This is a genomic window from Ferrimonas balearica DSM 9799 (genome assembly GCF_000148645.1).
In the GTDB taxonomy this organism is placed as follows: domain Bacteria; phylum Pseudomonadota; class Gammaproteobacteria; order Enterobacterales; family Shewanellaceae; genus Ferrimonas; species Ferrimonas balearica.
On record NC_014541.1, the window covers coordinates 1,534,742 to 1,551,652 of the forward strand.

Genomic DNA, 16,911 nt, shown 5'->3' on the forward strand with positions numbered 1-16,911 from the left:
GCTTTCGGGGCGTCGAACTTAAAACTCATGGCGGTAACTCAGGTTCAGCCGGTAGTCATCGTAGTCGTGGGACAGGTCGCCAAAGGTCAGCACGTTGCTGATGCTGTTCGGGTCGAGTCCCAGATTGAGATAGCTGCGGTCTTCGTAGTCCTGGTACAGCAGATCGAGCTGGACGCTGGAACGTTCACTCAGGTGATAACGGCTGTAGAGGTCCAGCGTGGTGCGGGTGGCGTCATAGGGGCCCAACTCACTGCCCAGGCCACTCTCGATCTCGGTGACGGTGTCGCTGTCAGCCCAGACCAGGTTGGCACCCAGATCAAGGCGGTCATCGAAGGCGCCGCGGTATTCCAGATTAAGGCCCGCGGACTGGGCATCGTCGTCCTGCCGTCCCCGCCACTGGGCGCCGGTATTGCTGCCCACCTGACGGGTATCGATGTTGTAGGCGTTGTAGAACACCGATGCGGTGAACTTCTCACGGTAATAGCTGAGGTTGACGTCATAGCCGCTGCGTTCTACTTCATCGAGTCCCACTTGCGAGTCGTCATAGTCGGAGTCGCTGCCCTCCAGCGTCAGTTGCAGGCTGAGCGGCTCGATGATCTGGTAGTTGGCCACCAGCTTGGCGTAGGCGTGATCGCGACTGGCCAGGTAGTAGTGGCGCAGGGCGCTGTCATTGATGCTGTCGCTGTTGGGGGTACCAAGGTAGTTGTCCAGATCACGGTTCTCGCCGCCCAGTTCCAGCCGGATGGCGAGGGGTTCCCACTGATTCAGGCGCAGGATGCCCCAATAGGCGTTGGTGGTGGCCTGATCGCCGGGCTGTGCGGTCCACTCCTGCTGGCGCCAGCGGTAACCAAGCTCGCCACTGAAACCACGGTAGAAACGGTAGTTCATCGACAGGCTGGCTTTCTGGTCTGTGGTGTCCAGCTCCACCGGTACCCGGCTCCCTGCCGGCACGCTGTCGGTGATGATGTAGGGGTAGGCCTGCAGCGGGTTGTCGTAGTCCCGGTCCTGATAGTCGTATTGAGCCAGCAGCGTCATTTTGCGCATGGGGCGGATGCGGTAGCGCAGGTTGAAGTCAATTTTGTCCAGCTGCAGGTCGGCATCCGTCGCCGGCAGGGCAGGCGCGGGGCCGGTGATGGTGGCGGGCAGGAAGGCGTCATCCTGATCGTGCCGGCCCCAAACCAACTGGCCCGATACCGACTGGATGCCAGCGGCCCAGGTGCCCTGGATATGGAACTGGTGGGCGCTGTTGTCCGGTGCGACCGATTGCTGTCCGGCGCGGGCGGCGCCGAAGGTTGGGGTGTAGGGGTTATCCCAGCGTTGGGCATCGAGGTCGTTGTCGTACTGGCTGCCCAGGTAGCCAAAGGCCACCTGCCACTGGCCGCCGACGACGTTCAACCCAGCCGCAACCGATGTGGTGTTGTCGTCCACCCGCTCAGGCAGGTTGACGGCGTTGCTGATCAGGGTGGCGCCACTTTGGCGATGGCCGGTTCGTGCTTCGTGCTTCACATCCAGGTAGGTGCGGATCTGATTGAAGTACTTCTCCAGCCCTAAGGCGAATTGGTCCCGCTCTATTTTGAGGTCGACCGGGTTCAGCGGCCCGGTTAACCCGGGCATCTGAGCGGTGGTGCCCCCTTCAACCCAGTCCCCCGGCAGGGTGTGGGTGCCCCGGTTGCCGTTGAATGGCGTGCGTACGGTGTTGCCGAACCAGGCCAGTTGACGCCAGGACAGCAGCGCGGCGAAGTCGCGGGCACGGTCAGCACTCAGTGACAGGGTACTGACGTCATAGCCCAGCTGGTCGATCAGCAGCTGAGTGCGGATGTCGTTGCTGTACCATTGGGTCACATCGGCATCCAGTCGCGGCACCAGTCCGTCGGTGTCGGTGCCGCTCTCATTGGCAAAGTGGATGTCGCTGATGCTGTTCTCGGTAATCCCGATGGCGAACCCGCCGGAGGTGCCCATCTGCGGTGTGCAGCGCTCACACTGCCACTGCTCGGTGTTCGCCGTGGCGGTATTGGCGCGGTTGAGGCTGAAATCGGCACCACTGACTGCGGGGGAGAGGACGAGGCCGATTAGGGTAGCCAGTAGCGATCTTTGCATCTTGGACACTCCCTATCGTTGCAGCAGCTTGCCAGATGGATGGTTGGAACCATGCACCTGGTTGTGACAGTTGAGGCAGCTCTGGCCGGCCGTAAAGGCGCTGTTGCCACCCTGGAACTGGGGTGAACCGGAGTGCGGGCTGGCGTGACAGCTTTGGCACAGCTGCGGTGGTCGCTGGGTCAGCATCGCGTCATTCACGCTGCCGTGCGGGTTGTGGCAGGCCGCGCAGTTATCACTGACCGGCGCGTGCTCCCACAGCAGCGGGCCACGCTTCTCCGCATGGCAGGCGTAGCAGTTGTCATTGACAGAAACCTGGCTGAGCATGGCGTCGTTCAGGCTGCCGTGGGGGTTGTGGCAATCGACACAGGTGATCTGGCCGGTGCGCATCGGGTGTGAAGAGCGCTGCTGCATCTGGGCAAATTGCTGACGATGGCAATCGGTGCAGTTGGCCTGGGCCTGCAGTTTGTCGCGGCTGGGGTCCTGAGCGGCGTGGACGTTGTGGCAACTGCTGCACGCCACCTCTTCGATATCGTGAGTGCTGCCGTGCCAGGCCAGTCGGTCGTCGCCGCTGTGGCAACTCAGACAAACGGAGTTCTGTGCTGAGGCACTGACTCTGGAATCCGGGCCGAAGGTGATCATCGGCTCCTTGCCGCCTCGATTGTGGTTGCCCTGAGGGCCGTGACAGGCTTCGCACTGCAGTTGGCCGGGGGCCATGGGGCTGGCAGGGTTGCTGGTGCGGCCGTGAACACCATCAAACAGGGCCATCACCGTTTCACTTCGGCGGTGGCACATCAGGCAGTTGTCAGCACCTTTGGCGGAGTACTTTCCTTCGGCAAACTTCTCTACCAGGATCGTTTCCAACTCCGCTTCGCTGAGTTCCTCCCAGGCCGCACTGGCCCAAAACGAAGACAGCAACAGGCATGTCAGCAGCACCACCTGAGTGAGGTGGAGGGCCAACGGGCTCACACGTATCATCATTTTCCCTGCATCCTTGGCACTTATGGTTTTTGTTCTCGCGGCGTGAATCCGCAGTTAACAAAGGGTTAAGCTAGCACAAATACCCAGTCGAACTAGGTTCTTTTTGGTGAAATTTTGCGAAAGGTATGGCTGGGCAGGGTGAGGTTCTGTTTTTGAGCGGGTGGGTGAAATGTGCGGCAGCTCCCGCTTATTGCGGCATCAACGGCTGTTCGAATGCGGGTTAATGTGCAAACAAATTCTCCAATGTGAATTCGTTCCATTGGATTCCCAGAAGTGTGATTGTAATCATTAATTTACTCATCGCCCCTCAGTACAATTCCCCTCGAAAAATCAGGGATTCTCCAATTTAGAAGACGCAATTTTGGGGATCCCGACCGTTGTATTAGGGGATGAGAGATGCAAGATCGTAACGAACAGAGTGGTTGGGCCAAGCTGTGGCGCCAGCCCAAGGCAAAGTGGCTGCTGGGTATTCCGGTAGGTGCTTTCCTGTTCCTGGCCATCGGTGCTGTAGGTACCGTTGGTTTTAACACCGTTATTCACGCTACCAGCACCGACGCTTTCTGTGTGAACTGTCACGTACCTTCCTACGCTCAGGAAGAGTTCAAGCAGTCCGTTCACGGCTCCAGCCGTTCCGGTATGGTAGTGAACTGTGCTGACTGTCACGTCGCCAAAGAGTTCGTGCCGAAGATGTGGCGTAAGATCACTGCCATGAAAGAGGTTTACTGGCAGATCAAGGGTGACTACAACACCCCGGAAGCCTACGCCGAGCACAAGAAAGACATGCAGGCCCGTATCGTGGAAGGTTTCCGCGCTACCGACTCTCGCGAGTGCCGCAACTGTCACGATGTTGAGCGCATGAACTTCGACAAGCAGAAGAAGATGGCTGCCAACATGCACCAGCGTATGGACAAGATGGGTAAGACCTGTATCGATTGTCACGCTGGCAAGATCGCTCACGACCGCGCTAAGTAAGCTTCGCGCCCTGTGAGAATAAGCCTCCGCCTCGGCGGGGGCTTTTTTTTGGCTGCAATTTAAAACGAAATAATTTCGATTTGACCGTCTGATTCGCCCGCCAGTGCACAACTTCGGAAATTGTCGTTATTCGTTCGCTGGAAATTCGATCTACCGCAAACTTTTCCCAGGCTGTGGGAGTATACTCAACCTAAATGAGACTGATTAGCATTTGGTGATGTATGACCTTAGCTGAAATGGTAAATGGCCAACGTGGCCGGGTGGCCCAATTTGGTGCCAATGGTTTGGAACCCGCGACCCAATTAAAACTGGCAGCGATGGGTTTGGCCCCGGGCTGTGAAGTGCAGTTGGTTCGTCGCGCGCCGCTGGGCCGTTCCATTCAATTGAAGCTGGCGGGCGCCTCTGTCTGCCTGAACCATCAACTGGCCGAGCAAGTTGAGGTCGAGGTTAAAAATGTCTAAGACCATTGTTTCCGTCGGTCTCCCCAATTCCGGTAAATCCACCCTGTTTAACGCGCTGACCGGTGGCCAGGCCAAGGTCGGCAACTGGGGCGGTGTGACCGTCGCAGAGAGCCTGGGTGCGCTGAACCTGCAGGGCCAGTCCATTCAGCTGATGGACCTGCCGGGTCTGTACGACCTGACCCCCTCCCAAAGTGGTCCCGAAGACGAAGCGGTTTCCCAGAACATTCTGCTTAAAGGCGAGTACGACGGCATCATCAACGTGGTGGACGCCACTCAGCTGTCCCGCCACCTCTACCTGACTCTGCAACTGCGTGAGTTGGGTGTCCCCATGGTGATCATCCTCAACAAGTGGGACGCCGCCCAGGCCGCGGGTATGGAGCTGGACATTGAGGTGCTGCAGGCTGAGCTGGGCTGCCCGGTGGTGGCACTGTCTGCCCGCCAGTCTGATGAAAAGCACAAAGCGGTTGATGCCATTGCCCAACTGCTGAAGATCGACACCGCCGAGGTGCTGAAGATCGGCTACGACGCCGTGATTGAACAGCAGCTGGCGGAGCCGCGTCATCAGAGCCTGATGCAACTGAAGCGCGGTGATCACAAATGGCTGAACCTGATTGCCGCCAGTCGCCACCAGTGGGTGGCGGACCTGCTGGACAAGGCCGCACACAAGCGTGACACCGCCCCCAGCCTCAGCGAGCGCCTGGACCACTGGGTACTGCACCCGGTTGCCGGTATCCCGGTGTTCCTGCTGATGATGTACCTCACCTTTATGTTTGCCATTCACGTCGGCAGCGCCTTTATCGATTTCTTCGACATCATGGCGGGCGCCATCTTTGTTGATGGCACCGCGCTGGCGCTGGAATCCCTCAATGCCCCGGATTGGCTGATTGGCTTGCTGGCCAATGGCGTGGGTGCCGGTATCCAGACCGTGGCCACCTTTATCCCGGTGGTGGCGTTCCTGTTTGTGGCCCTGGGTATCCTGGAAACCTCCGGCTATATGGCGCGGGCCGCCTTTGTGGTGGAAGGCGCAATGCAGAAGCTGGGCCTGCCCGGTAAAGCGTTTGTGCCGCTGATTGTGGGCTTCGGCTGTAACGTACCCTCCATCACCGCTACCCGCACCCTGGAGCTGCGTCGCCAGCGCATCATGGCCGGTATGATGGCGCCCTTTATGTCCTGTGGTGCCCGTCTGCCCGTGTACGCGCTGTTTGCGACCGCGTTCTTCCCGGACAACGGCCAGAACCTGGTGTTCCTGCTGTACGTTATCGGTATCGTGATGGCCGTGCTGACCGGCCTGATGCTGCGCCACACTCTGTTGCCGGGCGCCAGCGGCACCACCGTGATGGAGATGCCGGACTATGAGATGCCGACGTTGCGTACGGTTCTGTCCCGCACCTGGCAGCGTACCCGCCAGTTTGTGCTGGGCGCCGGTAAGGTGATCGTTATCGTGGTGACCCTGCTGAGTTTCCTCAACACCATGGGTACCGACGGCAAGATTGGCCACGAAGACACTGACAGCTCCTTGCTGGCCGTGACCTCCCAGACCCTGACTCCGGTGTTTGCCCCGATGGGCATTGAGCAGGATAACTGGCCCGCGACGGTAGGCATCATTACCGGCATCTTTGCCAAAGAAGCGGTAGTGGGCACCCTGAGCAGCCTGTACAGCCAAGGCGGTGAAGAGGAGGGCGGCGAGTGGAATCTGCTGACCAGCTTCAACGAAGCGCTGGCGACCATTCCGGAAGCGCTGCTGGGCATCGAAGTGACCGACCCGCTGGGCCTGAGCATTGGCGATGCCCATGACATCGACACCATGGCCGATGATTTTGGTTTCGAAAGCGGCAGCCTGGCCAAGCTGGAGCAGGGCTTCGGTACCCGCGCAGCGGCCTTTGCCTACCTGCTGTTCGTGCTGCTCTACACCCCGTGTGTGGCGGTAATGGGCGCCATGGCATCTGAGTACGGTGGTCGCTGGGCCCTGTTCGCCGGTGTCTGGACCTTTGCGGTGGCATACATGACCGCCACCCTGTTCTACCAGCTGGCCATGTACGGCCTGGGCGCCTGGGGCTACCTGGTTGCCGTTGCGGCCATCGTTACCGCAGTCTTCTTTGCCCTGCGCAAAGTGGGACAGCGCCAGAACCATGGTGCCGGGGATATTCCGGTTATCATGCAGGAGTGACTGGAAACCACTAATGTAAGTGGGTAACTTAGAAAAAAAGCAGCCTTAATAGGCTGCTTTTTTTATGGCCCCTGGTTTTGGGCCGGTGTGAGTGAAAGGGAAGGACACGATGAGAGAGCAGGGCTTCTGGTCCCGGTTATGGCGTAAGCCATCCGCCGGTTGGCGATTGGGGATCCCCTTGGGGGGATTGTTGTTTTTTGTCTTGGGTGCCGTAGGCACGGTGGGCTTTAACGTGGTGATCCACGAAACCAGCAGTGACGCCTTCTGCGTGACCTGTCATGGCCCCTCCAAGTTCGCCGCTGAGGAGTGGCCGGAGCACACCCACTACAACACGGCATCCGGCGTGCTGGTGACGTGCGCCGACTGTCACGTGGCCAAAGAGTTCGTGCCCAAGATGTGGCGCAAGATCACCGCCATGAAGGAGGTGTACTACCAGACGCTGGGCACCTACAACACCCGTGAGAAGTTTGAAGCGCACCGGGCCGAGATGGCTGAGAGTGTCTGGGCCGAGATGCGTGAAACCGATTCCCGCGAGTGCCGCAGTTGCCACAAAGTGGAACGGATGGACTTTGCCCGCCAGAAAAAGTCGGCCGCCGCGATGCACCAGCGTATGGATAAGATGGGCAAGACCTGCATCGATTGTCATAAGTTCCTGGCCCATAACCGGCCGGCCAAGCCAGAGCAGGGAGAGTAAGCGATGGACCGAAATAATCGTGGTATCTGGCAGGTCCCGAACGCCAAGTGGCGACTGGGCGTGCCCCTTGGCGGCATTCTGGCGCTGGTGCTCGGGGTGATTGGCTGGGTTGGCTTTGAGGCGTCACTGCACTGGAGCAGCACCGACGAGTTCTGTACCTCCTGCCATAACTCCCCGTCTGCCTGGGTGGCCGAAGAGTGGCACCAGACTGCGCACTTCAAAACCCCGTCCGGGGTGGCGGTACACTGTCACGACTGCCACATCCCCAAGGAGTTTGCTGCCAAGATCTGGGTTAAGGGCACCAGTGCCGTGCACCATATCTATACCCAGCTGACCGGGGTTTACACCGATAAAGCGGTGTTTGAAGAGCGCCGAGAGATGCTGGCCCAGCGGGTGTGGGACAAGATGCGCGCCAACGACTCAAAAGAGTGCCGCAACTGTCACAAAGTGGAGCGTATGGACCCGGCGGCGCAAAGCCCGACCGCGGCCCAGTTCCATGAAGTGCTGGCGGATGCCAACGGCGAGGTTACCTGCATCGATTGTCACGCGGGTATTGCCCATAATTTGCCCGGAGCAACCGCCCGCTAAAACCCAATTCGGGGGCGGATTGACGCCCCCGACCTCAGCCACCGCATCTGGTAGTTGCTACGCTTGGGAAGTTGTTGCACCATACCGCTTTTGATCGACCCCCCAAGCCCAAGAGGATGCGCATGAGCCAGCCGGACACCGAGGTTCGTCCCAGCAACTTTATCCGCAACATTATTGACGAGGATCTGGCCTCCGGGAAGCACACCACTGTGCACACCCGATTCCCGCCGGAGCCTAACGGTTACCTGCATATCGGTCATGCCAAGTCCATCTGTCTGAACTTTGGCATTGCCAAAGACTACCAGGGTAAGTGCAACCTGCGTTTTGATGACACCAACCCGGTGAAAGAAGACATCGAGTATGTTGAGTCCATCAAGCGTGACGTCGAATGGCTGGGTTTCCAGTGGGACGGCGAGGTGTGCTACTCCTCCGATTATTTCGATACCCTGCACGGCTACGCGGTTGAGCTGATCGAGAAGGGCCTGGCCTACGTCGATGAGCTGAGCCCGGATGAGATCCGCGAGTACCGTGGCACTCTGAAAGAGCCGGGTAGAAACAGCCCCTACCGCGACCGCTCCGTCGAGGAAAACCTGGCGCTGTTCGACAAGATGAAGAACGGTGAGTTCGCCGAAGGCACCGCCTGTCTGCGTGCCAAGATCGACATGGCGTCCTCCTTTATGGTGATGCGCGATCCGGTGCTGTACCGCATCAAGTTCGCTCACCACCACCAGACCGGTGATAAGTGGTGCATCTACCCGATGTACGACTTCACCCACTGCATCTCCGATGCGCTGGAAGGCATTACCCACTCGCTGTGTACCCTGGAGTTCCAGGACAACCGTCGCCTGTACGACTGGGTGCTGGACAACATCAGCATCGAGTGTCACCCGCGTCAGTACGAGTTCAGCCGCCTGAATCTGGAATACACCGTGATGTCCAAGCGTAAGCTGAACCAGCTGGTGGTGGACAAGCACGTTTCCGGGTGGGATGACCCGCGTATGCCAACCATCTCCGGTCTGCGTCGTCGTGGTTACACCCCGGCGTCCATTCGTGAGTTCTGTAAGCGCATCGGCGTGACCAAGATGGATAACTTCGTCGAAATGGGCATGCTGGAAGCCTGTATCCGCGATGACCTGAACCAGAACGCCCCGCGTGCGATGGCGGTACTGGACCCGGTTAAAGTGGTACTGGAAAACTTCCCGGCCGACCGCGTGGACACCCTGACCATCGCTAACCATCCCTCTGATGAGGCGATGGGCAGCCGTGATGTGCCCTTCACCCGTGAAGTGTTTATCGAAGCCGATGACTTCCGTGAAGAGGCCAACAAGAAGTTCAAGCGTCTGGTACTGGGCAAGAAGGTGCGTCTGCGTGGCGCTTACGTGATCACCGCTGAACGCGTTGAGAAAGACGCCGATGGCAAGATCACCACCATCTTCTGTTCCGTGGACCTGGACACCCTGGGTGTTGATCCGGCCGATGGCGTTAAGCCGAAGGGCGTGATCCACTGGGTATCCGCCTCCCACGGCGTGCCTGCGGAAGTGCGTCTGTACGACCGCCTGTTCAGCGTGCCGAACCCGGGTGCCGGTGAACTGGAAGAGACCCTGAACGCCGACTCTCTGACCGTGGTGAGCAATGCCGTGGTAGAACCGGCTCTGGCCAGTGCCGAGGCAGAGAAAGCGTTCCAGTTCGAGCGTATGGGCTACTTCTGCGCTGACAAGGAATCCACCGCTGAGCGACTGGTGTTTAACCGCACCGTGGGCCTGCGTGATTCCTGGGCCAAGATCGCCGATTAAGCGGTAATCCCATAAAAAGGGGAGGGCAGATGCCCTCCCTTTTTTGTTGCGGCAAGGTGCCGCGCGACAGGCAATAAAAAACGCCGGCATTGGCCGGCGTTCTGCTGTCTGGCTGACGACTCAGTCGTTGTGGTTGCACTCTTCGTTGGTGCAGTGGCCATACAGGTAGAGGCTGTGATTGGTCAGCTTGATGTTGTGCTTGAGGGCAATCTCGTGCTGGCGGCGTTCAATCACCTCGTCGGAGAACTCAATCACCTTACCGCAGTCCAGGCACACCAGATGGTCGTGGTGGTGCTGACTGGCCAGCTCAAACACCGCTTTACCACTTTCAAAGTGGTGACGGGACACGATGCCGGCATCGTCAAACTGGTTCAGTACGCGATACACGGTGGCCAGGCCAATCTCTTCGCCATGGTCCAACAGCAGCTTGTAGAGCTCTTCCGCGCTGATGTGTTGGTTTTCCGGGTTCTGCAGCAGCTCCAGGATTTTTACCCGCGGTAGGGTCACTTTAAGTCCGGCTTTCTTCAGTGCCTGATTTTCATCGGTCATGTTTGTCTCGTCTGTCTACTGGGCCGTCTACCGCGGCGGTATTCAGTCATTATATGGAGGCGGGCGGCAACATTAAACCACTCTCTACAGAAGGTTTTAAAGCTACGGGCTTGAAATGGCAAAAAAATAGTCTCAGCATGGTAAAAAATGGACAGTGAATGAAGCGCATGTATCAGCGGATTGTTGTGTTGACTGGAGCCGGTATCTCCGCGGAATCCGGGATGAAAACCTTTCGTGCCGAGGACGGTTTGTGGGAGGCCCACCGGGTTGAGGATGTGGCGACACCGGAGGGGTATCGCAGAGATCCCGATCTGGTCAATCGGTTTTACAATCAGCGCTGGGAGCAGTTGAACAACGGCATTGAGCCCAATCCAGCCCACCACGCTCTGGCTGAATTGGAAAAGCAGCTAGGCAAAGGGCTGCTGGTGGTCACTCAGAATATTGATGATCTGCACGAACGCGCTGGCAGTCGTCGCCTTATCCATATGCACGGTGAGCTGAACAAAGGCCGCTGTCCCCGCAGCCAGCAGGTATTCCCGCTGCTGGAACCTTTCGGTAATGACAACCTCTGCACCTGTTGTGTGCCCGGCCAGGTGCTGCGTCCCCACGTGGTGTGGTTCGGCGAGATGCCGTTGGGACTGGATCGCATCTACCGGGCGCTGGAGCAGTGCGAGCTGTTTATCAGTATCGGAACTTCGGGCACCGTCTACCCCGCAGCAGGCTTTGTTGAGATGGCCAGCCATGGGGGCGCGGATACCCTGGAGATCAATCTCGAGCCCTCTGAAGTGCATAGCCAGTTCAGCCACCATCAGACCGGCCGGGCCGGTGAGCTGGTGCCCAAGCTGGTGGAGTGGATCAAAGCGGGCAATCGCTTCAGCTGAGCCCGCTTTTCATCCGGTTTAACTCAGTGCCCGGTAGATGGCGCCGGTTAATCGGGTCAGTTGCTCTGGGGTGATGATGTAGGGCGGCATGATGTAGACCAGCTTGCCAAACGGTCGGATCCACACGCCGTCCGCCACAAACCGCTTCTGAATCGCCGCCACATCGACCGCTGTGGTGGTTTCCACCACGCCTATGGCGCCAAACACCCTTACGTCCGCTACGGAGCTCAATGCACGGCAGGGGGACAGTTCGGTCTGGAGCTGGGCCTCAATCTGTCGTACCTGCGCCTGCCAATCGCCGCTGGCCAGCAAACCCATACTGGCCTCCGCCACGGCGCAGGCCAGCGGATTGCCCATAAAGGTTGGGCCATGCATAAAGACGCCGGCCTCCGAGGCGCACACCCCCTCAGCGATGGCGTCACTGGCCAGGGTGGCGGCCAGGGTCATGGTGCCGCCGGTCAACGCTTTACCCAGGCAGAGTATGTCGGGCACCACATTGCTGTGTTGGTAGGCGAACAGCTCGCCAGTGCGACCAAAGCCGGTGGCGATTTCATCGAAGATCAGCACGATATTGTGACGGTCGCAGGCCTCCCGCAGGGCATCCAGATAAGCGGCACCGTAGAAACGCATGCCTCCGGCGCCCTGAACCATCGGCTCGACAATCACCGCTGCGGTGCGGGCGGCGTGCTCCGCCATCGCCGCGTCAATTGCGGCCCGGTCTTCAGGGTGCAATGGCTCGCCCAGCCCGGTTTGTGGCCGTGGCAGGAACTGGGCTTTGGGCAGGATGTCCCGAAACAGGCCATGCATGCCATTGACCGGGTCGCACACGCTCATGGCGGCGAAGGTGTCACCGTGGTAGCCCCCAAGAATGGTCATCAGTCCGGTTTTGTCCCTGCGACCACAACCCTGTTGGTATTGCAGCGCCATCTTCAGTGCGACTTCCACCGAGACGGAGCCGGAATCCGCCAGAAACACCTTGGTCAGGCTGGGGTGGGTCATCGCCACCAGACGCTGTCCCAGGGCCGTTGCGGGGCCGTGGGTCAGGCCGCCAAACATCACGTGGCTCATGCGGTCCAGCTGCGCTTTCGCGGCATTGACCAGCACCGGATGGCTGTAGCCATGGATGGTGGACCACCAACTGCTCATGCCATCAATCAGGCGTTCACCGCTTTCCAACTCAATGTGAACCCCTTCGGCCCTTGCGACCGGGTAGCAGGGCAGGGGATGGGTGGTGGAGGTGTAGGGGTGCCAGAGGTGGTCACGGTCAAACTGCAGATCGGCCTTCATGGTTAAAAAATATCCATTAGTCAATTTGGTGCGGTGGTCGGCGTTGACAGTCTACCTGCTCACCGTATCCTAGCCAACGATAACTGTTTACTCAGATGGAACTCCGTTATGGCCCCGATCCGCCACGATTGGCAACTGGAAGAAGTCCAGGCCCTGCTTGCTAAGCCCCTGAATGACCTTCTCTTTGAAGCGCAAACCGTGCACCGTCAGCACTTTGATCCCAACCAGGTGCAGATCTCCCGGTTGCTCTCCATTAAAACCGGTGCCTGTCCGGAGGACTGCAAATATTGCCCCCAGAGCGCGCGCTACCACACCGGGCTGGAGACCGAGCAGTTGCTCGAGGTGGAAAAGGTGCTGACCGAAGCCCGCGCGGCCCGCGATGCCGGAGCCAGCCGCTTCTGCATGGGGGCTGCCTGGCGTAACCCGCGCGAGCGTGACATGCCCTATCTGCTGCAGATGGTGCGGGAGGTGAAGTCCATGGGCATGGAAACCTGCATGACTCTGGGCATGCTCAGCAGCGAGCAGGCCGAAGCCCTGGCGCAAGCCGGGCTGGATTACTACAACCACAATCTCGACACTTCGCCGGAGTTCTATGGCGAGATCATCTCCACCCGCAGCTATGACGACCGCCTCAATACCCTCGATAACGTCCGCAAAGCGGGGATGAAGGTGTGTTCCGGCGGCATCCTCGGGATGGGTGAGCAGGCCAGTGACCGCGCCGGTCTGTTGGTGCAGCTGGCCAATATGGAGAAGCACCCGGAAAGTGTGCCGATCAACATGCTGGTGAAAGTGGCGGGTACGCCGATGGCCGAGCAGGACGACCTTGACCCGATTGAATTTGTCCGCGCCATCGCGGTGGCCCGCATCATGATGCCGCAATCCCACGTTCGCCTCTCGGCCGGCCGTGAAAACATGACCGAAGAGCTGCAGGCGATGTGTTTCTTTGCCGGCGCCAACTCCATCTTCTACGGCTGCAAACTGCTGACCACCGCCAACCCCAAGGAGAACAGCGATATGGCGCTGTTCGCCAAGCTGGGCCTGCGTCCGGAGCAGGGCGCACCGGTGCACCTTGAGAAGATGACCCCGGTGGCGCCCGCGCAGAAGGATGAGCTGTTCTACAATGCCGCCGATTGATCCCTTTCAGCAGCGGGCTCAGGCTGACAGAGCTCGCCGCGAGGCTCAGGGATTGTGGCGGCAACGCCGGGTCATTGAGTCGTGCGACGGTCGTACCCTGCTGCATCAGGGGCGTCGCTACCTGCAGTTTGCCAGTAATGACTACCTCAACCTCGCGTTGGGCGGTGCCTCGCCCAGCGCCGAGGGGGCCGGCGCGTCTCCTTTGGTCACGGGCCAGCATCGTGCCCATGCCGAGCTGGAGCAGCAACTCTGCGCCCTGACCGGCTACCCGGCGGCGCTGTTGTTCAGTTCCGGCTTTGCCGCCAACTCAGCGCCCTTCAGCCTGTTGCAAAGCGGCGATAGGGTGCTGGCTGACAAACTGAGCCACGCCTCGTTGATCGATGGCGCGCTGGCCAGTCCTGCCACCCTGCGCCGTTTCCCACACAATGACATGGACACCCTCGGCCACTGGCTGGCGCAGGCCGACAGCCCCACCCTGGTGGTGTCGGAATCGGTGTTCTCCATGGACGGTGATCGCGCTCCGATGGCGGAGATGGTGGCATTGTGTCAGCGCCATGGTGCCCTGAGCTGGCTGGACGACGCCCATGGCTTTGGCGTCATTGGCGAAAGCGGATTGGGGGCGGTGGAATCGGCGCGCCCCGACCTGCTGACCCTGACCTTCGGCAAAGTGCTTGGGGCCCAGGGCGCTGCGCTGCTGGGGCCTCAGTGGCTGATTGATGCCCTGTTGCAGTCGGCACGCCACTACATCTACTCCACTGCGCTGAGTGTTGATCAGGCCCGCCGTGTGAGCCATCAACTGTCGCGCCTGTTTGAGCCGGAGCATCGGCAGCGGCTGTGGCGCAATATCGACCGCTTCCACGCCCTGGCCAAATCGGCCGGGCTGCCGGCTCTGGCCAGTGACAGCGCCATCGTTCCGGTGATCATCGGAGACAATGAACGGACACTGGCGGTGGCGGACAAGCTGAAGGAGGCTGGCATCTGGGTCCCTGCCATCCGCCCGCCTACCGTGCCAAAGGGGCAGGGACGTCTGCGCATTGTGCTGACCGCCGCCCACACCGAAGCGGATATCGAGCGTCTGGTGGCCACCCTGGCCGGGATTCTGGAGGAAGGGGCATGAGTGAGGCGGTAGCGGAGTGCTTTGGCCGCGCAGCGGCTGGCTATGATCAGCACGCCACGCTGCAACGTCGTGCGGCTGAGCGGTTGTTACAACAGGCCCGGCCCGCGGCGCAGTGGCTGGACCTCGGCACCGGCACCGGCTATGTGGCCCGGGGCCTGCCCGCGCAACAAGTATTGGCCCTCGATCTGGCCCTGCCCATGCTGCAACAGGCCCAGTGTCTGGGCACGCCCAACCCGGTATGCGGAGACATTACCGCTTTGCCGGTGCAAGCCAGCAGCGTGGACGGCATCGCCGCCAATCTCTCGCTCCAGTGGTGTCGCCCCCTGTCGGAAACCCTGCCAAAGCTGGCAAAGGTGATACGTCCCGGTGGCCAGTTGCTGGCCACCCTGCCGCTGGCACACACCTTTCCTGAGTTGCAGCCGCTGGCACAACAAGGGGTGCTGGCCTGCAACCGGTTTGCTGATGAGGCCGGGTTAAGCCAGGTGCTGAGCCAGTCCGGTTGGGCTGAGTGGCAGCTGACCCCCTTTACCGAGGTGGTGCACTTTGCCGATGTGCGCACCCTGCTGGCGCACTTTAAAGCGACCGGCGCGCACCACAGCGCCCAGCGCCAGGCCGGTCTGCGTGGCCGGGCCTGGTGGCGCCGCCTGAATGACCATTTGAACCAACACCGGCAAGCGCAGGGGATCCCATTAACCTGGCAGCTGGTGCTGGTGGAGGCAACGCGATGATCTTCTTTGTTACCGGTACCGACACCGAGGTGGGCAAAACCCGGGTGAGCGCCGGCCTGTTGGCGGCGGCCCGGCAGCAGGGCATGTCGTCACTGGGCTTAAAGCCAATTGCCGCAGGCTGCAAGCTGACCCCGGACGGATGGCACAACGAGGACGCGCTGGCGCTGATGGCGGCCAGCAGCCTGAAGCTGAGTTATGCCGAGGTAAACCCGATTGCCCTGCAACCGCCCATTGCGCCCCACATTGCTGCGGCGGAAGCGGGCGAGTCCATTACGGTTGAGCGCCTCCGTGCCGCCATGCCCAGAGCCGCGATGGCGGATGCCGGACTGTGTCTGGTGGAAGGCGCTGGCGGCTGGCGCTTGCCCATCGGGCCGGGTGGCACGCTGCCGGACTGGGTTTCCCGGGAGGGTTGGCCGGTAATTCTGGTGGTGGGGATGAAGCTGGGTTGTCTGAACCACGCCCTGTTGACCGCCGAGGCGATTCGGGCCGATGGGCTGACTCTGGCGGGCTGGGTCGCCAACCGGGTGGATCCGGATATGAGCCGTTATCAGGACAACCTGGCCACCCTGCAATCGATGCTGGCGGCCCCTCTGCTGGCCGAGGTGCCCTATCTCGGCAGTGACGAAACGGCCTGTGACCATCTGGCACAGGCCGTCAAAACCCTTACAGCAGGCGGCTGAGGTCCGCGCCGGGAGGCAGTGCCTGTTTCTGGGTGCTGCCCTGGAACAGGTAACCGGTTTTATCCCCCATCAACACCAGTGCATTGCCCTGACGCTTCAGGGCGGTGCCCTCCTGGATCCCAACCACCGGCATCAGCGGGTCCACGCAGGTGAACTCCAGCAGGCGCTGTTCCCGGGTTTCACCGTGGTGCCCGGGGGGATGGTAATCGATGTAGTGGGGATTGAGCTGGAATGGCACCAGTTGCAGGGCCGTGAAGCTGGGCGGCTGGATGATCGGCATATCATTGGTGGTGCGAATGCTGTCGCCAGCAACGTTGGAGCCGGCGCTCCAGCCGATGTAGTGAAGGCCGTTGGCCACCTGCTCGCGCAGAACCTCAACCAGGTTGTGGTGATACAGCTCATGCAGCAGATGGAAGGTGTTGCCGCCGCCCACCATTACCCCATCGTACTCCCCCAATGCCGAGGCCGGATCGCTCAACTGGTGCGCGCTGTCGAGGGTAAAATCCAGCTCGGCCAGGGCGTCGACCACCTTAGCGTGGTAGTCGTCATAGCTGATGCTGACCCCGGCGTAGGGGATAAACAGCCAGCGACTGCCGGGTTCCACCAGATCGGCCATCCAGTTCAGGGCGTGAGAGAGGTAGGGGGTGTCATCCGCTTTCGAGCTGCTGAGCAGCAATAGGGAGAGGCTCATGATCGATCTCCGAAACGTCGATTTTGCTTTTAAAAATCAGATGTTAACGCCAGTTTAGCAACTCTGTAATGGGGACGGAATGGCGAAAAGGGAC

At 60.2% G+C, this 16,911-nt stretch carries 16 protein-coding genes; 11 read left to right on the forward strand and 5 right to left on the reverse strand.

Features of this window, described 5'->3' with window-relative positions; all coding sequences use genetic code 11:
* Window positions 1–18: 18 nt before the first annotated feature.
* Window positions 19–2,097: an MtrB/PioB family decaheme-associated outer membrane protein gene (locus FBAL_RS06940; protein WP_013344873.1), complete on the reverse strand. Its 2,079-nt coding sequence runs from the start codon at window positions 2,095–2,097 to the stop codon at window positions 19–21.
* A 12-nt stretch (window positions 2,098–2,109) separates the two neighbouring features.
* Complete coding sequence (locus tag FBAL_RS06945) at window positions 2,110–3,075, reverse strand: DmsE family decaheme c-type cytochrome (protein ID WP_013344874.1); 966 nt, start codon at window positions 3,073–3,075, stop codon at window positions 2,110–2,112.
* Window positions 3,076–3,471: 396 nt separating this feature from the next.
* On the opposite strand from FBAL_RS06945, the gene FBAL_RS06950 reads away from it, so the two are divergent.
* From FBAL_RS06950 to glnS, 6 genes are all read left to right on the forward strand, one after another.
* The gene (locus FBAL_RS06950) at window positions 3,472–4,047 is read left to right on the forward strand and encodes a NapC/NirT family cytochrome c (RefSeq protein ID WP_013344875.1); all 576 of its coding nucleotides are present in this window, start codon (window positions 3,472–3,474) and stop codon (window positions 4,045–4,047) included.
* A 221-nt stretch (window positions 4,048–4,268) separates the two neighbouring features.
* Complete coding sequence (locus tag FBAL_RS06955) at window positions 4,269–4,508, forward strand: FeoA family protein (RefSeq protein WP_013344876.1); 240 nt, start codon at window positions 4,269–4,271, stop codon at window positions 4,506–4,508.
* On the forward strand, window positions 4,501–6,675 hold the full coding sequence (feoB, locus tag FBAL_RS06960) for a ferrous iron transport protein B (protein WP_013344877.1): 2,175 nt from the start codon (window positions 4,501–4,503) through the stop codon (window positions 6,673–6,675). Before FBAL_RS06955 ends, feoB begins: the two co-directional genes overlap by 8 nt.
* A 109-nt stretch (window positions 6,676–6,784) precedes the next feature.
* Window positions 6,785–7,369, forward strand: coding sequence for a NapC/NirT family cytochrome c (locus tag FBAL_RS06965; RefSeq protein WP_013344878.1), 585 nt, complete (start codon window positions 6,785–6,787; stop codon window positions 7,367–7,369).
* Between the two features lie 3 nt (window positions 7,370–7,372).
* Window positions 7,373–7,957 (forward strand): NapC/NirT family cytochrome c, encoded by a 585-nt coding sequence (locus tag FBAL_RS06970; protein ID WP_013344879.1) that lies wholly within the window; start codon window positions 7,373–7,375, stop codon window positions 7,955–7,957.
* A 122-nt stretch (window positions 7,958–8,079) separates the two neighbouring features.
* Complete coding sequence (glnS, locus tag FBAL_RS06975; RefSeq protein ID WP_013344880.1) at window positions 8,080–9,750, forward strand: glutamine--tRNA ligase; 1,671 nt, start codon at window positions 8,080–8,082, stop codon at window positions 9,748–9,750.
* Between the two features lie 120 nt (window positions 9,751–9,870).
* Here the strand turns inward: glnS and fur are convergent, their stop codons facing one another.
* Window positions 9,871–10,299, reverse strand: a complete 429-nt coding sequence (gene fur, locus FBAL_RS06980; protein WP_013344881.1) for a ferric iron uptake transcriptional regulator — start codon at window positions 10,297–10,299, stop codon at window positions 9,871–9,873.
* A 167-nt stretch (window positions 10,300–10,466) separates the two neighbouring features.
* On the opposite strand from fur, the gene cobB reads away from it, so the two are divergent.
* Window positions 10,467–11,180, forward strand: a complete 714-nt coding sequence (cobB, locus tag FBAL_RS06985) for a Sir2 family NAD+-dependent deacetylase (RefSeq protein WP_041251571.1) — start codon at window positions 10,467–10,469, stop codon at window positions 11,178–11,180.
* Window positions 11,181–11,198: 18 nt separating this feature from the next.
* Here the strand turns inward: cobB and bioA are convergent, their stop codons facing one another.
* Window positions 11,199–12,467 (reverse strand): adenosylmethionine--8-amino-7-oxononanoate transaminase, encoded by a 1,269-nt coding sequence (bioA, locus tag FBAL_RS06990; RefSeq protein WP_013344883.1) that lies wholly within the window; start codon window positions 12,465–12,467, stop codon window positions 11,199–11,201.
* A 108-nt stretch (window positions 12,468–12,575) separates the two neighbouring features.
* On the opposite strand from bioA, the gene bioB reads away from it, so the two are divergent.
* Genes bioB through bioD form a run of 4 tightly spaced genes read left to right on the forward strand, consistent with a single transcriptional unit; the run spans window position 12,576 to window position 16,126 of the window.
* A complete protein-coding gene (gene bioB, locus FBAL_RS06995) occupies window positions 12,576–13,601 on the forward strand; it encodes a biotin synthase BioB (RefSeq protein WP_013344884.1) in 1,026 nt (341 codons plus the stop codon).
* A complete protein-coding gene (locus tag FBAL_RS07000) occupies window positions 13,588–14,718 on the forward strand; it encodes an aminotransferase class I/II-fold pyridoxal phosphate-dependent enzyme (protein ID WP_013344885.1) in 1,131 nt (376 codons plus the stop codon). The genes bioB and FBAL_RS07000 overlap by 14 nt, the downstream gene beginning before the upstream one ends.
* On the forward strand, window positions 14,715–15,446 hold the full coding sequence (locus FBAL_RS07005) for a methyltransferase domain-containing protein (protein WP_013344886.1): 732 nt from the start codon (window positions 14,715–14,717) through the stop codon (window positions 15,444–15,446). Before FBAL_RS07000 ends, FBAL_RS07005 begins: the two co-directional genes overlap by 4 nt.
* Entirely contained in the window at window positions 15,446–16,126 is a 681-nt protein-coding gene (gene bioD / locus FBAL_RS07010) for a dethiobiotin synthase (RefSeq protein ID WP_085949578.1), read from the forward strand. The genes FBAL_RS07005 and bioD overlap by 1 nt, the downstream gene beginning before the upstream one ends.
* Here bioD and pepE read toward each other — a convergent pair.
* Window positions 16,110–16,817 (reverse strand): dipeptidase PepE, encoded by a 708-nt coding sequence (gene pepE / locus FBAL_RS07015; protein ID WP_013344888.1) that lies wholly within the window; start codon window positions 16,815–16,817, stop codon window positions 16,110–16,112. The genes bioD and pepE overlap by 17 nt on opposite strands.
* Window positions 16,818–16,911: the final 94 nt, after the last annotated feature.

Coding starts and splice junctions, on each gene's coding strand:
- FBAL_RS06940 (WP_013344873.1), bottom strand. CDS start 2,097: ATGCAAAGATCGCTACTGGCTACCCTAATCGGCCTCGTCCTCTCCCCC.
- FBAL_RS06945 (WP_013344874.1), bottom strand. CDS start 3,075: ATGATGATACGTGTGAGCCCGTTGGCCCTCCACCTCACTCAGGTGGTG.
- FBAL_RS06950 (WP_013344875.1), top strand. CDS start 3,472: ATGCAAGATCGTAACGAACAGAGTGGTTGGGCCAAGCTGTGGCGCCAG.
- FBAL_RS06955 (WP_013344876.1), top strand. CDS start 4,269: ATGACCTTAGCTGAAATGGTAAATGGCCAACGTGGCCGGGTGGCCCAA.
- feoB (WP_013344877.1), top strand. CDS start 4,501: ATGTCTAAGACCATTGTTTCCGTCGGTCTCCCCAATTCCGGTAAATCC.
- FBAL_RS06965 (WP_013344878.1), top strand. CDS start 6,785: ATGAGAGAGCAGGGCTTCTGGTCCCGGTTATGGCGTAAGCCATCCGCC.
- FBAL_RS06970 (WP_013344879.1), top strand. CDS start 7,373: ATGGACCGAAATAATCGTGGTATCTGGCAGGTCCCGAACGCCAAGTGG.
- glnS (WP_013344880.1), top strand. CDS start 8,080: ATGAGCCAGCCGGACACCGAGGTTCGTCCCAGCAACTTTATCCGCAAC.
- fur (WP_013344881.1), bottom strand. CDS start 10,299: ATGACCGATGAAAATCAGGCACTGAAGAAAGCCGGACTTAAAGTGACC.
- cobB (WP_041251571.1), top strand. CDS start 10,467: ATGTATCAGCGGATTGTTGTGTTGACTGGAGCCGGTATCTCCGCGGAA.
- bioA (WP_013344883.1), bottom strand. CDS start 12,467: ATGAAGGCCGATCTGCAGTTTGACCGTGACCACCTCTGGCACCCCTAC.
- bioB (WP_013344884.1), top strand. CDS start 12,576: ATGGCCCCGATCCGCCACGATTGGCAACTGGAAGAAGTCCAGGCCCTG.
- FBAL_RS07000 (WP_013344885.1), top strand. CDS start 13,588: ATGCCGCCGATTGATCCCTTTCAGCAGCGGGCTCAGGCTGACAGAGCT.
- FBAL_RS07005 (WP_013344886.1), top strand. CDS start 14,715: ATGAGTGAGGCGGTAGCGGAGTGCTTTGGCCGCGCAGCGGCTGGCTAT.
- pepE (WP_013344888.1), bottom strand. CDS start 16,817: ATGAGCCTCTCCCTATTGCTGCTCAGCAGCTCGAAAGCGGATGACACC.